Origin of the sequence: Campylobacter ureolyticus, from assembly GCF_013372225.1 — a bacterium.
Lineage (GTDB): Bacteria > Campylobacterota > Campylobacteria > Campylobacterales > Campylobacteraceae > Campylobacter_B > Campylobacter_B ureolyticus.
In genome coordinates this window covers 271,492-294,327 of record NZ_CP053832.1, presented here as the reverse complement: position 1 = coordinate 294,327, position 22,836 = coordinate 271,492, and the positions used below count along the sequence as shown (strand labels likewise).

Here is a 22,836-nt window from a genome sequence, read left to right as displayed (position 1 = left end):
TTTATGCTTTTGCGATAAGCTCTATTTCTATTAAAACATCTTTTGGCAGTTTTGAAATCTCAATCGTGCTTCTAGCGGGTTTATGCTCTTTAAAAGCTTGTGCGTAAATTTCATTTACTACAGAAAAATCATCCATGTTTTTTAAAAAAATTGTTGTTTTTACTGTATCTTTTAGCGATAAATGAGCTTCTTTTAAAATTGATTTTAAGTTTTTCAAAACTTGTTTTGTTTGAGTTTTTATATCATCCCCTGCAAGTTCACCGTTTGGAGTTAGTGGAATTTGCCCTGAAACAAACAAAAATCCATTTGCCTTAATAGCTTGTGAGTATGGACCAATTGCCGCTGGTGCTTCTAATGTTTTTATAACTTTCATTTTTTCTCCTTAGTTGAAATTTTGTATTAAATCTTTAAAAATTTTACATAAATTTTTATATTCATCTATGCTAACTCTTTCATCTAGACTATGAATTCTATCATTTACCACGCCAAACTCAGCACATTCAACGCCAAATTTTGCAAAATATTTTGCATCACTTGTCCCACCAGCTGTATTTAGCTTAGGCTTAATGCCAGATATTTTTTCCACACTTTTACTTAAATTTTTAATGATTTTAGAGTTTTTTGAGGTAATAAAAGGAAAAGATGAAGCTGAAATTTTTAAATCTATTTCATAACCATCATATAAATTTTTGATATAATTTTCAACTTTTTCTAAATTTGTAAGCATTCCATTTCTTACATTAAACATAATTTTTACTTCATTTGGAGTGACATTACAAACTTCCATGCCACCACGAATATCGGTAATTACAATTTTGCTTGGCTCAAAAAACTCATCACCATTATCCAAATTAAATTCAGCAAACTCATTAAATTTAGTTGCTAAAATATGAGCTGGATTAATACACTTATTTGGATAAGCAGCATGTCCTTGTTTGCCTTTTATAGTTAATGTGCCATTAATCGAGCCTCTTCTTCCAACTTTTATCGTATCTCCAAATTTTATATCAGAAGTTGGCTCAGCCACAATAGCATAATCAGGAAGTTCACCTATCTCATCTAAATATTTCAAAACCTCCCTAGTTCCATAAATAGCGTCCCCTTCTTCATCACTTGTTAAAAGCATGCTTAAAGTTCCATCAAAATCATCTGTTTCTAAAATCGCTGATAAAAACGCAGCAACGCCACTTTTCATATCTTGCGAACCTCTAGCATAGATATAGCCATCTTTAATTACTGGTTTAAATGGATCACTTTGCCAACCATCTCCTGGTGGCACAACATCAACATGTCCTGCAAAACAAAGGTGATCACCATCGCCAAATTTCTTTTTTAAAAAAAGATTTTTAACTCCATTTTTTTCTATAAATTTAGTTTCAAAATCCACAAAAAGCATAGCTATATAGTTTAAACAACCATCATCATTAGGAGTAATTGATTTAAATTTTAAAAGTTCTGTTAAAAGCGAAAGTTCTTGATCTATCTCTTTTTTCATAAAATTTCCTTAAAAAAATGCTGATACAATAAATTTAAAGCAAAAAACAGCAACACAAAAGCTGAAAAATAAGCTAGTGCTCTCATCATTTTTTTACTTATAAAATTTTTACTTTTGTAAATAATAAGTGGAAAAACTAAAATCCAGCTTAAAATTCCTACAATAAGCCCAAAAAGTGTTAGTGATAAATTATTTGTACTAGTTGTAATTGCTGCCATACTAAACCAAAAAATTATCACATAAGGATTTGTTAAATTTAAAAAACATCCTTTAAAATAAGTATTTAAATATCCTTTTTGCTTTGAATTTGATTTTACTTTGATCTCTTTATTTGCATCTTTTATAAGACCAAAAGCCATATAAATCAAAAACAAACTTCCAAAAATAGCAACTATCTTTAAGGTTATTGGAGTGTTTAATAAGTGTAAAACCCCAAAACTAAGAAGTATTAAATAAAAAACATCAGTGCTCATCGCTCCAAGCCCTAAACAAAGAGCTTTTGAATAGCTTGTAAAAGCGTATGACATTATTAAAATATTTAAAGGGCCAATTGGCACTGCTACACCAAAACCAAGCAAAACGCCTTGTAAAAATGAGCTCATTTCAAATCTGCTTTTTAAAATTTAACTTAAAGTCTTTCATCATAAACTAACTACTTTTGAGCCAAAACCTCCCTCATTTGGCGCTCCATCTCTATATGATTTCACACTTGGATGAGAATTTAAAAAAGTTTTAACTGCTTTTGATAATTTACCTGTTCCTATTCCATGTTTTATGATAACCTCATCAAATCCCATTAAAAGGCTATCTGAGATAAATTTATCTAAATTATTTAAAGCCTCTTCAACTCTTTGACCATACAAATCTAAAACTAAATCTGGTTTTTGTGGTTTTTCTATGCTTATTTTTATCTTTGATTTTTGATTTATAGGTTTAGAGTTACTTTTTTTAAGAAGCTTTAAAGGAACTCTAAGACTTAAATCATCCGTTAAAATTATCGCATCTGTTTTATTAAGCTTTGAAATAGTTCCTTTTAATAAACCATATTTTACATAATCACCAACTTCAAAAGTCTCGTTTTCAGCTTTAAATTCAGGTTTTTTTATAGCTTTTTTAAGCTCGTTTGCTTTATTAATGCTTCTTTGTTTGTCTTTTGTATCTTGTAGGTTTATACCTTTTTTAGCCTCATTTATGGCTTTATAATACTCTAATTCTAGTTTTGAAATAATCTCTTTTTGAGCATTTTCATAATTTTCTTTTTGATTTTTAAGACTAGTTAATAAATCATCTAATTTATTTTGCTTTTGAGAGGTTTTTTTTAGCTCCTCTTTTAGTTTTAACTCCAAATTTAAAGTTTTACTAATAGCTTCGTTTAAATTTTCTTTTTCATCTCCATAAAGTTCTTTTGCATTTTTTACAATATTTGGTGAGATTCCATATCTCAAAGCTGTTTCAAAAGCATACGATTTTCCTATTGTGCCTTCTAAAAATTCATATTTTGGAAGAGATTTTTTTTCATCATAAAGCGCAGCAACAAGCTCCACATCGCTATTTTTAGCTAAAATCATAGCTAGGCGCTTATGATGAGTTGTAATAACCATTTTTATATTTTGTTTTAAAAGATGCTGGGTTATAACAGCATAAAGGCTTGCTGCTTCTTCAAAATCAGTTCCAAGCTCTATCTCATCAATTCCTAAAAGAAGGTTTTTTTTACCAAAAAGTTTTGAAAAACTTAACATTCTTCCAGCAAAAGTTGAAATATCATTTTTAGAGTTTTGCGGATCTTCCATTATAAGCGAAAACTCTTTAAAAGAGCCAATTTTGCTTTTATTTGCATCGATTCTCATAGGAAGTAAATATTTTGAAAGTAGTGCTACGCTTAAAATTGATTTTAAAAGCATACTTTTTCCACCCGCATTTACACCAGTTACTAAAAGTATACTTTTAGTAAAATTTACACTTATTTTTTTTGGATTTTTAAGTATTGGATGAGCAAAATCCTTTATAATAATTTCGTTTGAATTTGATGGCAAAATAAACTCATAGTCTTTGCTTTTAGCAAAATTTGCCCTTGCCACAACGCTATCAATACGATCAAATGATTTATTTATAAATCTTAAAAAGCTTAAATTTTTATTAAAAATACCTGAAATTCTCTTGCAGTGTTCATAGGTTATTTCCTCAATTTTATCTAAAATTTCAGCTTGTTCGCTTTTTAGTTTTGATATTGCACTAGGTAAAACATAAAAATACCCACCACTACTTCTTGCTACAACACTTCCTTTTAAAGCGTGATTAAACCCGCCCCTTACTAAAAGTGTTTCACTATCATTTATATAATGAATTTGAGTATCTACTAAATATGGCGTTAAACTTTTTGTATAAATTAATTTTTTAAGTTGCGAGTTAATCTCATCTTTTTTAATATTAAAAGCATTTTTAAAAGCAAAAAACCTCTCATCAACACTATCTTTAAACTCACCTTTTTCATCAAAATAATTTGATATTTCCGTTATAACTTCTGGAATTTCTATTTTTAAAAGCCAGTTTGCAAAACTTCCATTAAACTCAATTTTTTTTATATAGTTAAAATATTTTATAATTTTTGAAATTTCATAGATTTCGCTTATATGTAAAATGCCCGATTTAGAAATTCTCATTAACGCGTCATCTAAATTTGAGATATTTTCACAAAGAGCGACATCAAATTTTGATATTTCATCTATCCAATCAAAATAAGTTTTGCTATCGCCTTCTAAAAAAAGTGGTTTTTTCCTTGCAAGATATGAATTAAACTCAGCTAAGTATTCATCTAGGTCAAGTTTTTTAAATATTTCCATCTAAAACCTTGCAATCTTTTATGTCAAATATTAAATTTTTAAAATTTTCAGGTGCGTCTCTTTTAGCGCTTAAACTTTTTGTTGCAGGAAGATAATCAAAATTTGTCAAATTTGCATCTATTTTTCCACATTTTATCGTCTGTCCTTGTAAAAATGCAGTTATTATTGCATCTAAATTTGAACTTTTTTCTTCTTTATTAATTTCAAAAAAATACCCAAATAGCGCAATTAAAATTAAAATTGATATAATTAAAGCTTTAATTTTTTTACTTAAATTTTCTAAGCTTAAAATTATTAAAATAAAAATTATTAAAGCTATAAAAATAACATATCTCATAAAATTTTCCTTAACTGATTTGATATATCTCCAGCACCAAATCCAACAACAATACCTTCATTTAAAATATGCTTAACATCATAAATATCACTAAATTCTATATGATCATCTACCCTTTTTACAGAGTTTGCAAAAAGTGGATTTAAGTGTGAAAACTCATCTTTTAATGAAATACCATTATCGCTTTCTCCAGCACTATAAACTGGCAAAATAACTAAATCATCACACTCTTTAAAGCATTCTTTAAAGCCATTTAAATTTGCTTTAAGTCTTGTAAATCTATGTGGCTGAAAAATAGCTGTGATTTTATTAATCCCTAAAAGTTTTGCATACTCTTTTACACTTTTTAAAGTTGCTTTTATCTCAGTTGGATGATGAGCGTAATCATCTATTAAAACAAAGTCTTTTTTTGCAACCAAAATGTCAAATCTTCTTTTTATGCCTTTATAAAATGTTAAATTTTTTTTAATTTCTTCAAGCCCTATTTGAGAACTTGCCGCTAAAATAGCAAGACTTGCATCAATTGCGATATGTTCACCAATGCCAAAAACTTCAAATCTTCCTAAATTTTTAAGCCTAAAACTCATATATGGCTCATAATCTCTTAAAACAAGTTTAATGTCCTCTATATCTTTGCTTGGAAAAAGTTTAATACACTCTTTTTTTAAACTTCCTAAAAACTCATCCTCTGCGTTTATAACACAAATTTCAGCTCTTTCTAAAAAACCCTTATAAGCAGCATGAAATTTTTCTATACTAAAATCATAATGTTCCATATGTTCTGGTTCGGCATTTGTCACAACAGCCAAGTAAGGATTTGAGTTTAAAAAACTGCTATCGCTTTCATCTGCCTCAAAAACTATCTTATCGCTTTCAAAATATTTCATATTTGAACCAAACTGCTTTGAAATAGCTCCAATTATAACGCTTCCTTCAATCAAGCTTGAAAGCATTGCTGAGGTAGTACTTTTGCCATGAGCTCCAGCAACTGAAAAAACCTTTTTATCTTTTAAAACAAAAGGTAAAATTTCTTTTCTTGAATAACATTTTATCCCCTTTTTATTTGCCTCTAAAAGCTCTTCATTATCTGGTTTTATGGCAGCTGAATAAACCACAAAATCTTGATCTGTAATATTGTTTTTTGAATGAGGGGTTGAAATTTTCATCCCTTCATTTCTTAAATCCTTTACTGTTTCACTTTCACTAATATCAGAACCACTTATAATAAAATTTTTTTCTTTTAAAAATCTTGCAATTGCTGAAATTCCAATTCCACCAATGCCTATAAAATGAACTTTTTTCAAAATATTTACCTTTAAAAATTATTAGAGATATCTATTTTAGCAAAAACTTTTTAATATTTATCTATTTTATATACTTATTTTGATTATTTTATGTTATAATTTAATGATTTATTAATTAAAAATATAAGAAAATTAAATGCTAAAAATAAATTTTATAAAAAGGTGTTTTTATGAGAGTATTACTTTGTATTTTAATTACTGTAGTTTTTGGAAATGCTGATATTATTGAGCGTTTTACAAAACCTGAAAATTGTAAATCATGTCACAATGAACAATTTAATGCGTGGAAAACTTCACTTCACTCACTTTCGCATGAAAAAAATAATGAGCTTTATGAAAAAAGTGTGAAATTTGTAGCTCTTGAGACAAGCAAAGGACATGGGGAAGTTATAGTATCTTGTTCAAATTGTCACAATCCAAGACTTGAAATAAAAGAAATTGATGATGTCTACACAATAGCAAAAACCTTTGATTTAAAAACCCAAAAAACTGAAAAAATAGATAAAGCTTTGGATGTTGAACATATACAAAATGGAATAAGTTGCTATATTTGCCACAACGTAGATAGCATAAAGCCAAAAAGTTCTCAGAACCAAGTGGGATATAAAAACTTTGAATGGACAAAAGATGAGACTATTGTTGGTCCTTACGAAGATCCAGATAATAGAGCTGGTTTTCATAAAAGTTCACAAAGAGAGCATTTTATAAATGGAAATAATCTATGTTTATCTTGTCATCAAGGAGTTGCATTTGATAATCCATTAGCTATTTATAATACAGGTGATGAGCATTTACAAAGTGGTGATGCGCAAAGATGTGTGGATTGTCATATGAAACCAGCTACAAAAGGTATTATATCACCACATTCAAAGCCAGAATCAGCCAAGGAAAGAGAACTTAGAGCTCATCTTTTTGCAGGAGTTAGAAACAGTTTTGAACTTTTAGATGACTCTTTGAAAATAGATCTTAAAAAAACGGCTCAAAATAAAGCAAATTTAAATGTTGTAAATTTAACATCACATAATCTTCCAAGTGGATTTAGCGGAAGAAATATGACTGTTAAAGTTACTTTTTATGATAAAAATGCACAAGAATTAAATTCAAAAGACATTAATTTTGAAAAAATTTATCATAATAAATTTGGGGTTGTAACTCTTTCATATAGTGCAGATAAGCTTATATCAGATACTACTTTAAAAGCATATGAAGATAGAAATATAGAAATTGACGCTCCTCTTCATGTAAGCTCTGCAAAAGTTGAGGTTTTATACTATGTTCTATCACCAAAACTTCAAGAAAGAATTATAGTAAATGATGAAAAATACATAAAACCTTATCAAATTTATAAGGCTACATTTAGTTTAAATTAAGACAAGTTAAAAACTTGTCTTAATAAAAAATATAATTTATTTTATATTAAAAAAATTACATCTTGTTTTATAGTATAGAAATGTAATATTGTTTTTTGTAATTTAGGATGCTCGCCAAAAAAAAGAGATCAAAAGGCTTTATGACTTTTTTATGGTGCTGAAATGCTAGATGTAAACGCTACTTAAAGAAGCCAAAGAAACTAACTTGCCTTAAAAAGTAGATATCATCAAAAGCCAAATTTGACTACTTGCTCATTTAGTCTAAAAATTTTACAAGTTATTAAATATGAAGTAATTTTATAAAAACCAAAAACTGCACAAGATATTTTATTTATCTTGTGCAGTTTTTAAATGCTAGCCAAAAATTCTATAAATATCATCAAGCAAGAAGTATTTTTCTTCTGCTGAACCCTTATAAAATGGATTTAGTGTATCATCAAAAGCTTTTTTGAAAAATCCCTCCTTACTAAGTCTTATCATAGATTCATTTATAACATCTAAAAGCTCTTTATTTCCTTTTTGAACAGCCATTCCAAGAAAATCTGTTTCTCCTAAATTTTTAATGGAAACCTCAACGCTATTATCTATAATAGGAAAAGCTAACACAACCAAATTGTCATCAGCAAACGCATCGCCTTGTCCATTTTTTAACATTCTATAACAACTTCCTGCATTATCACAGTTAAGAATATTAAAGCCTCTTTTCTTAAAGAAATTTTCAGCAACTGAATCTTTAAAAGTAATTATTGTTTTCCCATCAAGATTAGATAGTTTTTGAATATTTTCACTTTTCTTAGTTAAAACTCCTATATTTACAGAAAAATATGGCATTGAAAAATCAACATATTTGGCTCTTTCGTTTGTAATTGTCATTTCATTTAAGAAAATATCAATTTTATTTTGCTCCAATGCCGATATTCCATCAGAAAAATCAACCGGAACAAATTTTATAGCTCCGTTTTTCCCACCAAATATATCTATAGCCATAGCTTTTGCCATATCTATTTCAAAACCTTGAAATTCCCCGTCTTTAAGTCTTGAAAATGGCATTTGGTCTTTATCTACACCGATTCTTACAACTTGGCTTTGCCTAATTTCAGATAAAGAGTTGGCAAAAATGCAACTAAAGCAAAAAACTAGCAATAAAAATAGCTTTTTCATGATTACATCCTTATAAGTTTAGTTGTATTAATATTAACAGAATTATAGCATAAATAACCAATATATAGAAATTTAAAAGATATATAAATAAGTAAACTCTAAGAAAAATAGTTTCAAACTTTCATTTTAAAATATAAAAGCAGAATAACTATTGTTAAAATCATAGGAGCAATTATTTATTTTTATGCCTAAATTAAAATAGTTATCAGATATTTTCACTCTCACTAGCTAAATCTATTGAGTTATGAATTTTTGTAAAATACTCAAATGCCTTTATTAGTCCTAGCTTTAAGGAGTCTTTGTCCGGTCTGTGTCCGCCTGGAATTCTTATATAGTTTAAAACGCCATAAAATTCTGCTGAAAAATTATCTTTAAAATAGTTACAAAAGTCAAATAATTCATCTGATTTGGCAAATATCCCAAAAGTAAGTTGTCTATTAAGCCCTCTTAAGTTTATTTTTTTATTAAGATCAAGATTAATAACCAAAGGGTTAATACAAGGATTAATTACTATTTTAAAAATTTCTAATCTTTCTAAACTCATTGTGTAATATCCACCCAAACTATGAGCTATTACAATATCTACATTTTTTGACAATTTGTCTATTTTTGCGATAGTTTCATCATAATTTAAAAGATTAAAATTTGGTGCGATTATTTTGGTTATTCCAAAGTCATTCAAAACTGATTTTAGGTTATTTGCAGTTGTTCCGTTGCCTGAACTATTAAACCCATGAACGATAAGAACTCTTTTTGATTTTAACTCATCTAAGCACTATTTAAAGTTTTGCATTTTATATTTTCTTTCTTTAAATTTTAAAATTTAAATTAATCATATTTTAAATTTATTTATTTTTATCTCGCCACTTGAAATATCAATATAATAAAACAAATCTTTTTTTACTTCAAGTCCGGCTAGATATCTAATGGCTAAATTTGCTTCAAGTCCAGCAGCCATCATGACAATTGGGCATGCAATTCCAGTTGGCTTTAGCCCTTTTTTATCAAAAGCATTAAACCTAGCTTTATCCATAAAACAAATTTGAATAAAAAACTCTTGAACAGAGGTGTAAATCCAAGGAATTTCTAAATCTTTAGCAAATTTATCTATCAAAACTCTGGTTTCTAAATTATCAGTTGCATCTAAAATAAGATCAAACTTAACATTATTTTTTTTTATAAACTCTTCAAAATTTACAATGTGAGAAAAAACTTTAACGCCGTTAAACCTACTTTCAAGCACGTTTTTAAAAACTTCTGCTTTAAATTTTCCCTCATCACCTAATTTAAATAAAATTTGACGATGAATGTTTGAAATATCAACTCTATCAAAATCAACAATGTGAATTTCTCCAATCCCGCTACTTCCAAGAGAAAGACCAAGTGAGCTTCCAAGCCCACCACTGCCAATTATTAAGATTTTTTTATTTTTTAAGCTTTCTTGAGTTTTTTTGCCCCAAAGCTGAATTTGTCTTTTAAAATAAGTACTTTCGAAATCACTCATTTTAAAAGCCTTTTTTAGCTAAAATTTCTCTAAATTTCCAAAATTTCCTCTGAGTTTTTAGTTCATTTTTGGAAAATTCAAAAAGTAAAATTCCTTCTTCTTCATTTAACTTGCTACTTATTATTCCATTTGGAGTTACAGCAAAACTTTTTCCATAAAACTCACAAACTTTTTTATCAAATTTAGCTTTTCCGATACGATTTGCTCTTAAAACATAGACTAAATTTGTAAAAGCTTTTGCTTTTAAAATTTCCTCCCATCTTTGGTTTGAGTCAAAAGTCGCAGCTGTTGGCACCAAAACCACATCAACATCTTTTTTTAGTAAATATTGCCAACAAATATCAAAATGAGTTTCAAAACCCATTAAAACTCCAAATTTGAAATTTTCGTGGTTAAATACGGGCAAATTTAACTTTTTTACATCATTTAAAAAAAAATCTTCCTCATTCCAATGATCATAATTTATTAAAAAATTCTGCTCAAAATATCTATATGAATTTGGAGAAAATTTAGCTATACCTTTTACAAAACCTTTATTTTTTTTTGTTATAAAAGGTGCTATTATGGTTGTATTGTATTTTTTTGCAAGCTTGATAAAAAGCTCTTTTTTATGTAAAATTTGCTCATTAATAAGACTTTTTGGCATTTTTAAAAGCTCAGTAAAAAAGCTATTTAAAACATATTCACCCAAAAGAACAAGCGATGCACCGCTGTCTTTTACAATTCTCATGTAATAATCAATTCGTCCCTCACTCATCGATAAAGTCGGAAGCTGAATAATGCAAATTTTACTCATCACTAATCTCAGTAATTTCAAGTTTTGCTTTATCCAAAATTTTAGAAGTTTGTTTTAATAAACTTAAAGCTTCTTTATAAATTTCAACACTTTTTTCTAAACTTAAATTTTCATCTTTTAGTTTTTCAAGTAAGCTTTCAAGCTTTTTTACTTTATCTTCAAAACTTTCAATTTCATCTATTTTTTCACTCATTTAACGCCCTTTTTATATAATTTTCAAATTTATCACACTCTACTAAAAACGCATCGTGCCCATAACTGCTTTCAATATTATAAAACTCACTCTCTTTACCAAGATCATTTAATGCATCATAAATTTCTTTCATCTCATCTGGCATAAAAAGCATATCGCCTTTAAATGCAATTAATGTAAGCTTTGCTTTAACATTTGAAAGTGCATCTTTTAAGTCATCATAATTTCTTGTTGAGTCAAATATATTCATCATTTTTACAATATAAAGATAGCAAAGTGGATCAAATTTTTTGGCAAAATTTGAAGCATTATACTCCATATATCTATCTACCTCAAATCTTCCTTTAAGCTCGTAAAGTCCATCTGTTGCTACATAGTTTCTTCCAAATTTCATATCTGTTGATGAAGGACTTAAAAAACTTATATGCCCTGCCATCCTGCCAACTTCCATGCCAACAAGCCCGTGTTTTGCAACTAAGTTTTTATCGTAGTTTCCATTATCAAAAATAATATCATTTAAAATACCATGAATTGCTATTTTATTAAAAGCTATTGCCCATGCTCTTGTTGCGTAAGTTGAAGCAAGCATTACGATTCTATCGCTGAAATTTGGATGGTCAATTGCAAAGCAAAGCGCTTGCATACCGCCCAAACTCCCACCAACTACAGCATGAGCTTTTTTTATACCAAGCCTTGCAAAAAGTCTCATTTGCGCGTTTACAACATCACTAATTGTAAGAACAGGAAATTTTAGTCTATATTCTGTGCCAGTACTTTCATCTACACTTAAAGGGTTTGTTGAGCCAAATGGACTTCCTAAAATACTTACACAAATTACAAAATATTTTGTTGTATCTATTGTTTTGTTATCGCCAATGAGCGTGTCCCACCAACCTGGCTTTGCATCTCCATCATACCTACCTGCAGCATGGCAAGAGCCAGTTAGAGCGTGACACACTACAACTGCGTTAGTTTTATTCTCGTTTAATTTTCCATAAGTTTCGTATTTTAACTTAAACGATGATAGAATACGACCGCTTTCTAAATGAAGCGGCTCGTTAAAATACTCTAAATTTGTGCTTATTTTCACTAATGAACTTTATAATTTGGAGCTTCTTTTGTTATGACAACATCATGAACATGGCTTTCTTTTAGACCTGCTGTTGTTATCTCTACAAATTCGGCTTTTTCTTGGAATGTTGGTATATCAATACTTCCACAATATCCCATAGAGCTTCTTAATCCTCCTAAAAGCTGAAAAACAACATTTTTTAAAGTTCCAGCATAAGGAACTCTTCCCTCAATTCCTTCAGGAACTAATTTATCACTTGCAGTTCCTTCTTGAAAATACCTATCAGCACTTCCCCTAGTCATTGCTCCAATTGAGCCCATTCCACGATAAAGTTTATATTGTCTTCCTTGGAATGTTATTAAATCTCCTGGACTCTCATCACAACCTGCAAGCAAACTTCCTATCATAACAGAACTTGCTCCTGCAGCTAAAGCCTTTGCAATGTCGCCTGAGTATTTTATACCACCATCTGCAATTATAGGAATATCATATTTTTTAGCTTCCTGGGCACAATCACTAATAGCTGTAATTTGTGGAACACCAACACCTGCTACTATTCTAGTGGTGCAAATACTTCCAGGTCCAATTCCAACTTTTATGGCATCTGCTCCAGCTTTTGCAAGATCTGCTATACTTTTTGGATTTGCAACATTTCCAACTATAACATCAACATCTAAATTTGATTTTAATTCTTTTAAAGTATTTATTATGTTTTTAGAGTGCCCATGAGCTGAATCAAGCACTAAAACATCAGCACCTGCATCAACTAAAGCTTCTGCTCTTTCAAAATGTCCTACTCCAATAGCAGCACCAACAATCAATCTTCCATATTTATCTTTATTTGAGTTTGGATACTCTATCCTTTTTTTAAGATCTTTTATTGTTATTAAGCCATCTAATTTGCCATTTTCATCAACTATTGGAAGTTTTTCAACTTTATTATTTTTAAAAATTTCTTCTGCATCATCAAGCGTACAACCTTTTGGAGCTGTTATAAGAGGTGCTTTTGTCATTTTATCACCAACAAGAGCGGTAAAATCAGTCTCAAATCTTAAATCTCTATTTGTTAAAATTCCTATTAAAACCCTATCATCATTTACAACTGGAACGCCTGAAATTCTATATTCGCTCATTATATCAAGTGCCTCTTTTATGGTTGCATCAGGCTTTATAAAAATTGGATCTATTATAACACCACTTTCACTTTTTTTAACTCTTTTTACCATTCTAACTTGGGTTTTTATATCCATATTTTTATGAATTATTCCAATTCCCCCAAGTCTTGCCATCATGATGGCTGTTCTATACTCAGTTACTGTATCCATAGCAGCACTAACTAGTGGAACATTTAGGTTTATTTTTTTTGTTAATTTTGATTTTAAAACTATATCTTTTGGTAAAATTTCTGAATATTGTGGCACTAAAAGCACATCTTCAAAAGTCAAAGCTCTTTTTACTATCCTCATATTTACTCCTTACTTAAATTCTCTAAAACTAACCCGCCATTTAAAACATTTTCATCATCAAAAGCTTTTCCTAAAAGCTGAGCACTTATACTAAGTCCTTCACTTGTTTTGCAAACTGGAACTGAAATAGCTGGAAGTCCTGCTAAATTTGCACCAACTGTGTATAAATCTCCTAAATAAACTTTAAGTGGCTCTGTAATACTTCCAAATTTATATGGCAATGTAGGAGTTACTGGACTAAAAATAAGATCGGCTTCATTAAAGACCTCTTCATATTCTCTTTTTATAAATTCTCTTGCTTTTTGAGCTTTTACATAATATGCATCATAATATCCACTACTTAAAACGAAAGTCCCTAAAAGAAGTCTTCTTTGAACTTCAGCTCCAAAACCCTCACCTCTTGTATTTGCATAAAGCTCATGTAAATTTTTAGCTTCTGCGCGTCTTCCATATCTTACACCATCAAATCTACTTAAATTTGCGCTTGCTTCAGCATTTGCGATAATATAATAAGCTGCAATATCTATATTGGCATTTGAAAACTCTTTATAAATTATCTCATGTCCGGCTGATTTTAGTTTTTCAATGGTTTTTAAAAGAGCATTTTTTATTACTTCGTCAGTATTTTCAATATAATTTTTAATAACAGCAATTTTTAACTTTTTGTTTGGATCTAAATTTGTAGATGCATACTTGCCATCGTAACTTGTGCTATCTTTTTCGTCATGTCCTTTTATGATATCGTATAAAATAGCAGCATCTTTTACATTTTGAGTAATAGGTCCAATTTGATCTAAGCTACTTGAATAAGCCCCAAGACCATATCTACTGACTCTTCCATAAGTTGGTTTAAAACCAACACAACCACAAAATGCAGCAGGTTGGCGAATACTTCCACCAGTATCACTTCCAAGCGCTGCTATTGCTATACCACCTGCAACAGCTGCTGCACTTCCACCACTACTTCCACCTGGAACTCTTGAGTTATCAAGTGGATTTAGTGTTTTTCCATAAAAAGAAGTTGCAGTTGTGCTTCCCATAGCAAACTCATCCATATTTGTTCTTCCAAAAGGACAAACTCCTGCATTTTTTAGCTTTACAATTGCTGTTGCATCGTATGGTGCGATATATCCTTGAAGTATTTTTGAAGCACTTGTAACGCTCCAACCCTTTACTTGGATATTATCTTTTATCGCAACTGGAACACCATCTCCACTTATATTCATTTCTGAATCTAAAAACTGCTCAATATAAGCACCTAACTCTTTTTTTTCTTTTATTTTTTTTGATAAATCTTGTTTTAGATTTTTTAACTCTTCGCTTGATAGTTTTAAAGCAGCTTCTAAACTTATCACTTATTCTCCTTAAATTTATTTACAAATACCACACCAATTACGGTTAAAACTATAAATAATAAAAAAGTTATAATTAAAACACTATTTGGTAAAGGCTCACTAAACATTTTCCATTACCTTATTGCACCTTGGACAAAGTTCATCTTCTTTTTGTGCGTTAAATTTCCAGCATCTTGGACATTTGTGTAAATTTGATTTTGTAATTCTAAAAATCTCATCATCAACATTAAACTCAGCTAAACACTCACTACTTTCAAGGCCTCTTACCTCACTTACTAAATACCAATCAATTATATCTTGCATATCATGAGATAAAACCTCATTTGAGCTTGTTTCAAGTGCAATTTCAAGTGTAGATTTAATAATTTTATCTTTTTTTAGACTATCAACCATCTCAAAAAATTTCTCTCTTGAGGATATAAAAATTTCATCTTCTATTTTAAAATCATAATCAAGCTCTTCATATAAAAGATCAAATGCATCTGATTTTCCATTTTTAATAATATCTGGTGCAAACTCCATGACCTCATCTACTGTGTAGGTTAAAGTTGGAGCAATTAATGGTAAAAGACTTCTTGTAATTATCACCATAACGCTTTGAGCACTTCTTCTTCTAGCTGAGTTTATATCATCACAATATAGTCTATCTTTGCAAATATCTAAATAAACTCCACTTAAGTCAGCATTTAAGAAATTTAAAAGCTGATTAAACCCTTTTGAAAAGTCGTAGTTTTTAAATGAATTTTCAACATCTTTGAATGTTTTTGAAGCTTTTGTTAAAATCCACTTATCTAAATTTGTGAAATTTGAAGTTTCAAGTTCTTTTAAATCACTAACATTTGCAAGTAAAAATCTTATTGTATTTCTTATTTTTCTATACTGTTCGCTAACTTGCTTTAATATCTCTTTTCCAATTTTTAAATCACTTGAATAATCACTCAAACTTACCCAAAGCCTTAGAATTTCAACACCATACTCTTTAATAATTTCACTTGGCAAAATAACATTTCCAACCGATTTACTCATCTTAGCACCGTCTTTATCAACTGTAAATCCATGTGTTAAAATGGCTTTATAAGGAGCTTTTTCATTGATTGCGCAACTTACTAAAAGAGAGCTTTGAAACCAGCCACGATGTTGATCACTTCCTTCTAGATACATATCAGTTGGATAACTTCCAGCATCGTATTCACCGCTATTTAAAACAGCATTCCAAGTTGAGCCACTATCAAACCAAACATCTAAAATATCCATAACTTTTTCTAAATTTTCAGGTTTGTATTTTGAATTTTTTGGTAAAAGCTCGCTTATTTCAAGCTCCCACCACGCATCGGCTCCTTGAGTTTTAAAAATTTCATAAACATTATCTAAAATTTCACTATCAAAAATTGGTTCTTTTGTGGATTTATCTCTAAAAAATGCAATTGGAACTCCCCACTCTCTTTGTCTTGAAATACACCAATCAGGGCGATTTTCTATCATTGATAAAAGACGGTTTTTACCAGCTTGTGGATAAAATTTTATATTATTATTTATCTCATTTATAGCAACTTCTCTTAAGGTTTTACCACCAAGTTTTGGCTCATCCATAGCTATAAACCACTGTTTTGTTGCTCTATAAATTACAGGCTTTTTAGTTCTCCAGCAAAATGGATAAGAGTGCGTAAATTTACTCACACTTAATAAATTTTTACCTAAAATTTCAATTATTTTTTCGTTTGCTTTAAAAATGTGCATTCCAACAAGCTCATCAACAAACTCATCTTTTATAAGTTTTTTTGATTTTAAAGTTTCATCAAAACAGCCACCATCATCAACTGGCATTAATACTTCAATGCCATATTTTAACGCTGCAAAATAGTCATCCTCGCCATGTCCTGGAGCAGTATGAACTAGTCCTGTTCCTCCGTCCATTAAAACATGCTCTCCTAAAATAAATCTTGATAATCTATCATTTAGTGGATTTATAGCATATAAATTTTCTAATATTTTTGAGTCAAATTCTTTTAAAATTTCACCTTTTGTAAGGTTTTTAGAAATTAAAACTTCAAGTAAAGGCTTAGCAAAAATATAGCCTTCTTTTGTAACCACATATTTTTCATGTGGGTTTAGAGCAATTGCTTGATTTGCTGGAAGTGTCCATGGAGTAGTAGTCCAAATAACGGCTTTTGCATTTTCAACTCCAAGTTTTTTATTTGCCTCATCTGTTAAATTAAAGCTTGCATAAAGACTATAGTCTTCTTTATCTTTATATTCAACTTCAGCCTCTGCCAAGGCTGTCTTAGCAGCCCAGCTCCAAAAAACAGGCTTGCTTCTTTCAATCAAAAGTCCTTTTTTAGCAATATCACAAAGGTTTTTATAAATATCAGCTTCAAATTTAAATTTCATAGTTAAGTATGGATCACACCAATCGCCAATAACTCCTAAATCTTTAAATTCATCTCTTTGAATATTGACAAATTTAGTTGCATGATCTCTACAAAGTTGTCTTAACTCTTTTTTTGAAATACTATTTTTTTTATCACCTAAACTTACCTCAACTTGCTGCTCTATCGGAAGCCCATGACAGTCCCAGCCAGGAACATATCTAATATCATCACCAAAAAAATAGTGTGTTTTTAAAATAATATCTTTTAAAATTTTATTTAACGCATGACCTATATGAAGATGACCGTTTGCATACGGCGGTCCATCATGAAGTGCAAAAGAATTTGAACTGCCTTTTCTTTTGTCTTTCATTTTTTCATAAACTTTTCTTTCTTCATACCATGATTTTAATCTTTTTGGCTCATTTGCTGGTAAGTTTCCTCTCATTGCAAAGTCTGTTTTAGGTAAAAAAAGTGTGTCTTTATAATCCATTTAGTAAAACCTTCCATAAAAAATTTTCAAATTTTACCTAAGAAGCGCTGAAATAATAATAAAAAAGTTAAACTAAATTTGATATAATCACTAAAACTTAATTAAAAAGGAGTAGAAAAATGAACGATTTACTTTTAATTTTAGGTGAAGATATAAAGATAAATACTCCGTTTTTAAATTATATTTTTAAAAGCTATATTTTAAAATTTGGCGAACTTGGCGATATAAAATTTATAGATAAAAATGATAAAAATATTATTGAAAATATTATAAATTTAAGTAAAATTTATAAATATATAACTATTTTTTCAAGTGATGAAAATTACCATTTAATTGCTAAAATTTTAGCTAGTTTAAATGATGATTTATTAGAGATTAAATTTGAAGATACACTCACTCCATCTCTTGCTATAAATTCTAAAGAGGGCAGTTTTTTGGTTAGTTTAAATGATTGTGATATAAATTTAGTAAAAGCAAATCCACTAAATAAACTTCCTGAGTTTTTGATTAGAAAAAATAACTTAGATCTTAAATTTTACATTTACGGATTTAAATTTGAGGATGTGGAAGCTGTTTTTAAAGAGTTTGAAACTAAATTTAACACAGAAATTTCAATTACTAGATATAGTAATTTCATAATTTTTGCAAAAGCTATAAGTAAGAAATTTAGTGATTTAAACGGACTTAGAGATGAGCTTTTAAATACTTTTATAAATAGAGTAATTTTTGAAGAAAATTTAGCAATGTTTATTGTTAGTAGGTTAAAAAATGCTAAATTAAAACTAAGTTTTGCTGAGAGTTGCTCGTGTGGTTTAATAGCATCAAAAATAGGTGAAATAAGTGGCGCTAGCGAGGTGTTTGATGGTTCACTTGTAACTTACTCAAACGAGATAAAACATCTTTGGCTTGATGTTAGTAATGAGACTTTAAACGAATTTGGAGCAGTTAGTAAAGAGTGTGTTAATGAGATGCTAAAAGGTGTTTTAAAAACTACGGGAGCTGATTTTTCCATGGCAATAAGTGGTATTGCAGGACCTAGTGGCGGAAGTGAGGATAAGCCTGTTGGAACTGTGATAATTGGAGCAAGTAGCACAGAAAAACAAATAGTTGAAGAGTTTCTTATAAAAGGCGATAGAAATTATATAAGAAATGAAAGTGTAAATATAGCTTTTAGCCTTCTTTTGGAGGTTGGAAGCGAAATATTTTTAAATTAAAGGAGATAATATGAAAAAAGTTTTAATGATTTTAATATGTTTAAATTTCGGCTTTGGATTTAACACAAAAGACGCAAACGAAAGTATTGATAATCTTGCTTATAAAAGTAAAATTATGGGGGAGCTAATAAACAATTTTTTAATTCAAAATCAGCCAAAAGTTGAAGCTTTTAAAAACGAGATGATAAAGTCTTTTTTTGATATAAATAACAGCATAAGTAATTTTGGGGATGATCTTGGAAATGAACTTTTAAAAATGCAACAAAAGCTTTATGAAAACTTTACAGATAGTGATTTTGAAAATTTAAAAAATAGCTTTTTAAATAGTGACAATACTAAAAGCACTGTTTTTATAAAAAATACTCAAAAAAGTATTTCACTAGATGAGATGAAGCAAATCATAAATATAAATCCAAATTTAATAACTTCGGCTAGTTTGATAAACGAAAATGACAAGACCGAACTAAATTTAGAAGGAAATGAGAAACTAACTCAAAATGAGTTTGAAGAAATCGCTAAAAAAAGTATTGAAATAATAAAACAAAATCATAAAAATATTAAAACAATTAGAATATATTATTTTAATGAAAAAAGCAAATTTAGTAAATTTTATAAAATAAACTAGTTTTACTCTTTTGCATCAGCCAAAGTTAGTCCAAAAAGCACATTTATACCTGCTTTTTGGCAAACTTTAAAAGCCTCTTTCATAGTTGAGCCAGTTGTTATTAAATCATCCACCAAAATAACTGGCTTATTAATTTTTTTTAAAATTTTAAAATCTCGCTTGTTTTGAAGTCTAAATTTTAAACTTTTTCCACTATATTTGACATCAGAATTTGCTCTTAAAGCGTTATAAATTGGCTTTATTTCGCTTGAATTTAAAGCTTTTGCTAAAATGGCAGTATGAGAATAATCACTTTTAATATTATCATCCAAAGGAATTGCTAAAATTTTTTGATTAAATTTAAAAGTTTTAGCAAATTTTGTAAAACTTAATTTTGCTAAATTTTTATAGATAAAAACTCCGTGTAAATGGTGCTTAGAATGAATTAAGTTTTTAATATCACTATATTTATAAAATGAATAAACCTTAAAGCCGTTAAATTCTCTCTTTGATAAAGTATGTTCGCTAAGTATTTTTTTACAACTTTTACAAAAAGTTTTTATACTAAGGCATCTGCAATTTAAACATCTCATTTAGGTTTTGAAACTCACTTTTTTCTTAAATTTGTTATGCTCTTGCCACCAAGTCCGTAGTTATCAGTATCAATTTCTTCTATTATGACAACGGTTGAGCTTTTGTTTTTGCCTAAAACCTCATTTATTAAATTTGTAACGCCATTTATTAAAAGCTCTTTTTGCTCTTTTGTCGGCTCATCATTTTCTTTAGTAACGCAAATTTTAACAAATGGCATAATAATTTCTTTTAATCAATCTTTAAAACGCTTAAAAATGCCTCGCTTGGCAAGCTTACCTTACCGATGGCTTTCATTCTTTTTTTGCCCTCTTTTTGTTTTTCAAGTAGTTTTCTTTTTCGTGAGATATCTCCACCATAACATTTAGCTGTTACATTTTTGCCCATTGAACGGACATTTTCACGTGCTATTATTTTATTTCCAATACTTGCTTGGATAGCTACTTCAAAAAGCTGTCTTGGAACGATATCTTTCATGGCTTTTACCAAATCTCTTCCTTTACTTAAAGCCTTATCTCTTGGGACTATGATTGAAAGAGCATCTACGTTTTCGCCCGCAACTTTAACATCTAGTTTTACCAAATCACCTGCTCTATAATCACTTACTTCATAATCAAAACTAGCATATCCTTTTGTGCAGGATTTTAGTCTATCATAAAAATCCATAACTATTTCATTCATAGGGATATCATATTCTAAAAGCACTCTTTCAGGTGTTATATAATCCATCTTTGTCTGAATTCCGCGACGATTGTTTACTAAAGTTATAATGTTACCTAAAAACTCACTTGGGGTTATAATAGTAGCTTTTACATAAGGCTCTTTGATGGTTTCTATCTCATTAATCGGTGGAAGTTCGCTTGGATTTTGAATTTCAAGCATATTTCCATCTGTTTTATAAACTTCATAAGTTACAGTCGGCGCTGTAGCGATTAAATCAAGATCAAACTCTCTTTCAAGCCTTTCTTTTATAACCTCCATATGAAGCAATCCCAAAAACCCAACTCTAAATCCAAAACCAAGTGCTGCGGAAGTTTCAGGCTCGTAACTTATAGAGCTATCATTTAATTTAAGTTTATCAAGTGCATCTCTTAAATCTTCAAATTTATCAGTTTCTATAGGATAAATTCCAGCAAAAACAAAAGGTTTTGCCTTTTCAAAACCTCCAATTGGTTCACTTGCTTTATTTTTAAACAACGTTATAGTATCTCCAACTGCTACATCACTAACTGTTTTAAGACCTAAAACAACGATCCCAACTTCACCACTTTTAAGTTCTTTTGTCTTGATTGGTGCAACTGGATTTGGGTATAAAAGATCTATAACAAGATGCTTTTTGCCAGTTCCCATAACTAAAACTTCATCATTTATTTTTATATTTCCATCATAAATTCTTACTAAGGCTAAAGCTCCTAAATAATTATCAAACCAACTATCATAAATCAAAGCTTTCAGAGGCTTATCATTTGCAACTTTTGGCGCTGGAATTCTTTCAATAATTGCTTTTAAAAGTTCATCTATACCAAATCCAGTTTTTGCACTTACCTCTATGGCATCGCTACAATCAAGCCCAATAACATGCTCAATCTCTTCTTTTACGCGCTCAGGATTTGCTGCTGGAAGATCAATTTTGTTTAAAACCGGAATTATCTCAAGGTTGTGCTCAAGCGCGATATAAACATTTGCGATAGTTTGAGCCTGAACACCTTGGCTTGCATCAACTACAAGGATAGCCCCCTCACAACTTGCAAGGCTTCTGCTAACTTCGTAACTAAAATCAACATGCCCTGGAGTATCGATTAAATTTATAATATATTTTTTTCCATTAAGCTCATAGTTTAATCTAACAGATTGAGCCTTTATCGTAATTCCGCGCTCTTTTTCAATGTCCATATTATCCATAACCTGCGAATTCATCTGTCTATCACTTACTGCACCGCATTCTTGTATAATGCGATCAGCCAAAGTACTTTTTCCATGATCAATATGGGCTATAATGCTAAAATTTCTAATATTACTTTCCATCTTTATCCTGTAAATTTGATTTTTATATTATTTTAGCGAAAATTTAGAAAAATATGAAAACAATAAATTTTAAAATTTATTTGGGATAATTATCTCTTTTAAAACTCTATTTTCTTGTTTTATTCTTATAAATATAATGATTAAATAAATTGGAGCTAATAAAATAAATGAAAATTTAGCATGACAAAGCATAGCAAGACCAACTAATTCTGGGAAGATATTTAAATAATAATTTGGATGTTTAAAAAGTTTAAACATCCAATGGTTGTTATAAATATGGTTTTTAGCAACCATTAGTTTTACCGTCCAAATGCCCTTTAAAAGAGAGTTTGCAATATAATAAAGCATTAAAAATGAAAATATTAACAGTCCTATTCCGACTAAAGAAATATAATCAAAAACTGGTTTTTTAATAACTGCTTCAACCAAACAAAAAACATAAAATAAAATATGAATAATTGTAAGAATTATACTATTTTTCTTGCCATATTCTACGCCACCACCATTTATAATAACCCTTTCGTTTTTTAAAGAAAGTTTTAAAAATAAAAGCCTAATGCAAAAGATTATAAATACTAAAAAATAAATCAACAAATTAACCTCCAAAATTTAAAAGGCTGAAATTATATCTAATTTTTTTGTGATTTTTA

22 protein-coding genes are annotated in these 22,836 nt (G+C 29.3%); 3 read left to right on the top strand and 19 right to left on the bottom strand.

Annotated features, from left to right (window positions below):
• Position 1: 1 nt before the first annotated feature.
• The 6 genes from CURT_RS01525 to murC are packed head-to-tail and all read right to left on the bottom strand — an operon-like array spanning position 2 to position 5,976.
• A complete protein-coding gene (locus tag CURT_RS01525) occupies positions 2 to 373 on the bottom strand; it encodes a RidA family protein (RefSeq protein ID WP_018712455.1) in 372 nt (123 codons plus the stop codon).
• Between the two features lie 9 nt (positions 374 to 382).
• Positions 383 to 1,495 carry a succinyl-diaminopimelate desuccinylase gene (gene dapE, locus CURT_RS01520; RefSeq protein WP_018712456.1) on the bottom strand — a complete coding sequence of 371 codons (1,113 nt, stop codon included), beginning with the start codon at positions 1,493 to 1,495 and terminating at the stop codon, positions 383 to 385.
• Positions 1,492 to 2,097, bottom strand: a complete 606-nt coding sequence (locus tag CURT_RS01515; RefSeq protein ID WP_018712457.1) for a LysE family transporter — start codon at positions 2,095 to 2,097, stop codon at positions 1,492 to 1,494. The genes dapE and CURT_RS01515 overlap by 4 nt, the downstream gene beginning before the upstream one ends.
• Positions 2,098 to 2,136: 39 nt before the next feature.
• A complete protein-coding gene (locus CURT_RS01510) occupies positions 2,137 to 4,335 on the bottom strand; it encodes an endonuclease MutS2 (RefSeq protein ID WP_018712458.1) in 2,199 nt (732 codons plus the stop codon).
• Positions 4,322 to 4,672 (bottom strand): hypothetical protein, encoded by a 351-nt coding sequence (locus tag CURT_RS01505; RefSeq protein WP_018712459.1) that lies wholly within the window; start codon positions 4,670 to 4,672, stop codon positions 4,322 to 4,324. Before CURT_RS01505 ends, CURT_RS01510 begins: the two co-directional genes overlap by 14 nt.
• Positions 4,669 to 5,976 carry a UDP-N-acetylmuramate--L-alanine ligase gene (murC, locus tag CURT_RS01500; protein ID WP_018712460.1) on the bottom strand — a complete coding sequence of 436 codons (1,308 nt, stop codon included), beginning with the start codon at positions 5,974 to 5,976 and terminating at the stop codon, positions 4,669 to 4,671. The genes CURT_RS01505 and murC overlap by 4 nt, the downstream gene beginning before the upstream one ends.
• A 170-nt stretch (positions 5,977 to 6,146) precedes the next feature.
• Between murC and CURT_RS01495 the strand changes: the two genes are divergently transcribed.
• A complete protein-coding gene (locus CURT_RS01495; protein WP_018712461.1) occupies positions 6,147 to 7,346 on the top strand; it encodes a multiheme c-type cytochrome in 1,200 nt (399 codons plus the stop codon).
• A 354-nt stretch (positions 7,347 to 7,700) separates the two neighbouring features.
• On the opposite strand, the gene CURT_RS01490 is transcribed toward CURT_RS01495, so the two are convergent.
• The 9 genes from CURT_RS01490 to ileS form a co-directional block, all read right to left on the bottom strand.
• Positions 7,701 to 8,507 carry a transporter substrate-binding domain-containing protein gene (locus tag CURT_RS01490; protein WP_018712462.1) on the bottom strand — a complete coding sequence of 269 codons (807 nt, stop codon included), beginning with the start codon at positions 8,505 to 8,507 and terminating at the stop codon, positions 7,701 to 7,703.
• A 205-nt stretch (positions 8,508 to 8,712) separates the two neighbouring features.
• Positions 8,713 to 9,249 (bottom strand): YqiA/YcfP family alpha/beta fold hydrolase, encoded by a 537-nt coding sequence (locus CURT_RS01485; RefSeq protein WP_081617939.1) that lies wholly within the window; start codon positions 9,247 to 9,249, stop codon positions 8,713 to 8,715.
• A 90-nt stretch (positions 9,250 to 9,339) separates the two neighbouring features.
• Positions 9,340 to 10,011 (bottom strand): HesA/MoeB/ThiF family protein, encoded by a 672-nt coding sequence (locus CURT_RS01480; RefSeq protein WP_018712464.1) that lies wholly within the window; start codon positions 10,009 to 10,011, stop codon positions 9,340 to 9,342.
• 1 nt (position 10,012) lies between these two features.
• Positions 10,013 to 10,807 (bottom strand): carbon-nitrogen hydrolase family protein, encoded by a 795-nt coding sequence (locus CURT_RS01475; protein ID WP_026320278.1) that lies wholly within the window; start codon positions 10,805 to 10,807, stop codon positions 10,013 to 10,015.
• The gene (gene xseB, locus CURT_RS01470) at positions 10,800 to 11,000 is read right to left on the bottom strand and encodes an exodeoxyribonuclease VII small subunit (protein WP_016646025.1); all 201 of its coding nucleotides are present in this window, start codon (positions 10,998 to 11,000) and stop codon (positions 10,800 to 10,802) included. The genes CURT_RS01475 and xseB overlap by 8 nt, the downstream gene beginning before the upstream one ends.
• Positions 10,993 to 12,090 (bottom strand): homoserine O-acetyltransferase MetX, encoded by a 1,098-nt coding sequence (gene metX, locus CURT_RS01465; RefSeq protein ID WP_018712466.1) that lies wholly within the window; start codon positions 12,088 to 12,090, stop codon positions 10,993 to 10,995. Before metX ends, xseB begins: the two co-directional genes overlap by 8 nt.
• Positions 12,090 to 13,538 (bottom strand): IMP dehydrogenase, encoded by a 1,449-nt coding sequence (gene guaB / locus CURT_RS01460; protein WP_018712467.1) that lies wholly within the window; start codon positions 13,536 to 13,538, stop codon positions 12,090 to 12,092. Before guaB ends, metX begins: the two co-directional genes overlap by 1 nt.
• A 2-nt stretch (positions 13,539 to 13,540) precedes the next feature.
• Positions 13,541 to 14,893, bottom strand: a complete 1,353-nt coding sequence (gene gatA, locus CURT_RS01455; protein ID WP_018712468.1) for an Asp-tRNA(Asn)/Glu-tRNA(Gln) amidotransferase subunit GatA — start codon at positions 14,891 to 14,893, stop codon at positions 13,541 to 13,543.
• Positions 14,894 to 14,992: 99 nt separating this feature from the next.
• Positions 14,993 to 17,752, bottom strand: coding sequence for an isoleucine--tRNA ligase (gene ileS / locus CURT_RS01450; RefSeq protein ID WP_018712469.1), 2,760 nt, complete (start codon positions 17,750 to 17,752; stop codon positions 14,993 to 14,995).
• 119 nt (positions 17,753 to 17,871) lie between these two features.
• On the opposite strand from ileS, the gene CURT_RS01445 reads away from it, so the two are divergent.
• A complete protein-coding gene (locus tag CURT_RS01445; protein WP_018712470.1) occupies positions 17,872 to 18,966 on the top strand; it encodes a CinA family protein in 1,095 nt (364 codons plus the stop codon).
• Between the two features lie 10 nt (positions 18,967 to 18,976).
• The gene (locus tag CURT_RS01440; RefSeq protein ID WP_018712471.1) at positions 18,977 to 19,591 is read left to right on the top strand and encodes a hypothetical protein; all 615 of its coding nucleotides are present in this window, start codon (positions 18,977 to 18,979) and stop codon (positions 19,589 to 19,591) included.
• 2 nt (positions 19,592 to 19,593) lie between these two features.
• Here CURT_RS01440 and CURT_RS01435 read toward each other — a convergent pair whose 3' ends face one another.
• The 4 genes from CURT_RS01435 to CURT_RS01420 all read right to left on the bottom strand — a co-directional run bounded on the left by CURT_RS01435 (position 19,594) and on the right by CURT_RS01420 (position 22,777).
• Positions 19,594 to 20,163: a ComF family protein gene (locus tag CURT_RS01435; RefSeq protein WP_018712472.1), complete on the bottom strand. Its 570-nt coding sequence runs from the start codon at positions 20,161 to 20,163 to the stop codon at positions 19,594 to 19,596.
• A gap of 14 nt (positions 20,164 to 20,177) precedes the next feature.
• Positions 20,178 to 20,381: a 2-hydroxymuconate tautomerase family protein gene (locus CURT_RS01430; protein ID WP_018712473.1), complete on the bottom strand. Its 204-nt coding sequence runs from the start codon at positions 20,379 to 20,381 to the stop codon at positions 20,178 to 20,180.
• A gap of 11 nt (positions 20,382 to 20,392) precedes the next feature.
• Positions 20,393 to 22,186 (bottom strand): translation elongation factor 4, encoded by a 1,794-nt coding sequence (lepA, locus tag CURT_RS01425; protein ID WP_018712474.1) that lies wholly within the window; start codon positions 22,184 to 22,186, stop codon positions 20,393 to 20,395.
• A 69-nt stretch (positions 22,187 to 22,255) separates the two neighbouring features.
• A complete protein-coding gene (locus tag CURT_RS01420) occupies positions 22,256 to 22,777 on the bottom strand; it encodes an isoprenylcysteine carboxylmethyltransferase family protein (RefSeq protein ID WP_018712475.1) in 522 nt (173 codons plus the stop codon).
• Positions 22,778 to 22,836: the final 59 nt, after the last annotated feature.

Excerpts from the sequence above, each read along its gene's own strand:
- CURT_RS01525 (WP_018712455.1), bottom strand. The coding sequence starts at position 373 with ATGAAAGTTATAAAAACATTAGAAGCACCAGCGGCAATTGGTCCATAC.
- dapE (WP_018712456.1), bottom strand. The coding sequence starts at position 1,495 with ATGAAAAAAGAGATAGATCAAGAACTTTCGCTTTTAACAGAACTTTTA.
- CURT_RS01515 (WP_018712457.1), bottom strand. The coding sequence starts at position 2,097 with ATGAGCTCATTTTTACAAGGCGTTTTGCTTGGTTTTGGTGTAGCAGTG.
- CURT_RS01510 (WP_018712458.1), bottom strand. The coding sequence starts at position 4,335 with ATGGAAATATTTAAAAAACTTGACCTAGATGAATACTTAGCTGAGTTT.
- CURT_RS01505 (WP_018712459.1), bottom strand. The coding sequence starts at position 4,672 with ATGAGATATGTTATTTTTATAGCTTTAATAATTTTTATTTTAATAATT.
- CURT_RS01495 (WP_018712461.1), top strand. The coding sequence starts at position 6,147 with ATGAGAGTATTACTTTGTATTTTAATTACTGTAGTTTTTGGAAATGCT.
- CURT_RS01490 (WP_018712462.1), bottom strand. The coding sequence starts at position 8,507 with ATGAAAAAGCTATTTTTATTGCTAGTTTTTTGCTTTAGTTGCATTTTT.
- CURT_RS01480 (WP_018712464.1), bottom strand. The coding sequence starts at position 10,011 with ATGAGTGATTTCGAAAGTACTTATTTTAAAAGACAAATTCAGCTTTGG.
- CURT_RS01475 (WP_026320278.1), bottom strand. The coding sequence starts at position 10,807 with ATGAGTAAAATTTGCATTATTCAGCTTCCGACTTTATCGATGAGTGAG.
- xseB (WP_016646025.1), bottom strand. The coding sequence starts at position 11,000 with ATGAGTGAAAAAATAGATGAAATTGAAAGTTTTGAAGATAAAGTAAAA.
- guaB (WP_018712467.1), bottom strand. The coding sequence starts at position 13,538 with ATGAGGATAGTAAAAAGAGCTTTGACTTTTGAAGATGTGCTTTTAGTG.
- ileS (WP_018712469.1), bottom strand. The coding sequence starts at position 17,752 with ATGGATTATAAAGACACACTTTTTTTACCTAAAACAGACTTTGCAATG.
- CURT_RS01445 (WP_018712470.1), top strand. The coding sequence starts at position 17,872 with ATGAACGATTTACTTTTAATTTTAGGTGAAGATATAAAGATAAATACT.
- CURT_RS01440 (WP_018712471.1), top strand. The coding sequence starts at position 18,977 with ATGAAAAAAGTTTTAATGATTTTAATATGTTTAAATTTCGGCTTTGGA.
- CURT_RS01435 (WP_018712472.1), bottom strand. The coding sequence starts at position 20,163 with ATGAGATGTTTAAATTGCAGATGCCTTAGTATAAAAACTTTTTGTAAA.
- CURT_RS01430 (WP_018712473.1), bottom strand. The coding sequence starts at position 20,381 with ATGCCATTTGTTAAAATTTGCGTTACTAAAGAAAATGATGAGCCGACA.
- lepA (WP_018712474.1), bottom strand. The coding sequence starts at position 22,186 with ATGGAAAGTAATATTAGAAATTTTAGCATTATAGCCCATATTGATCAT.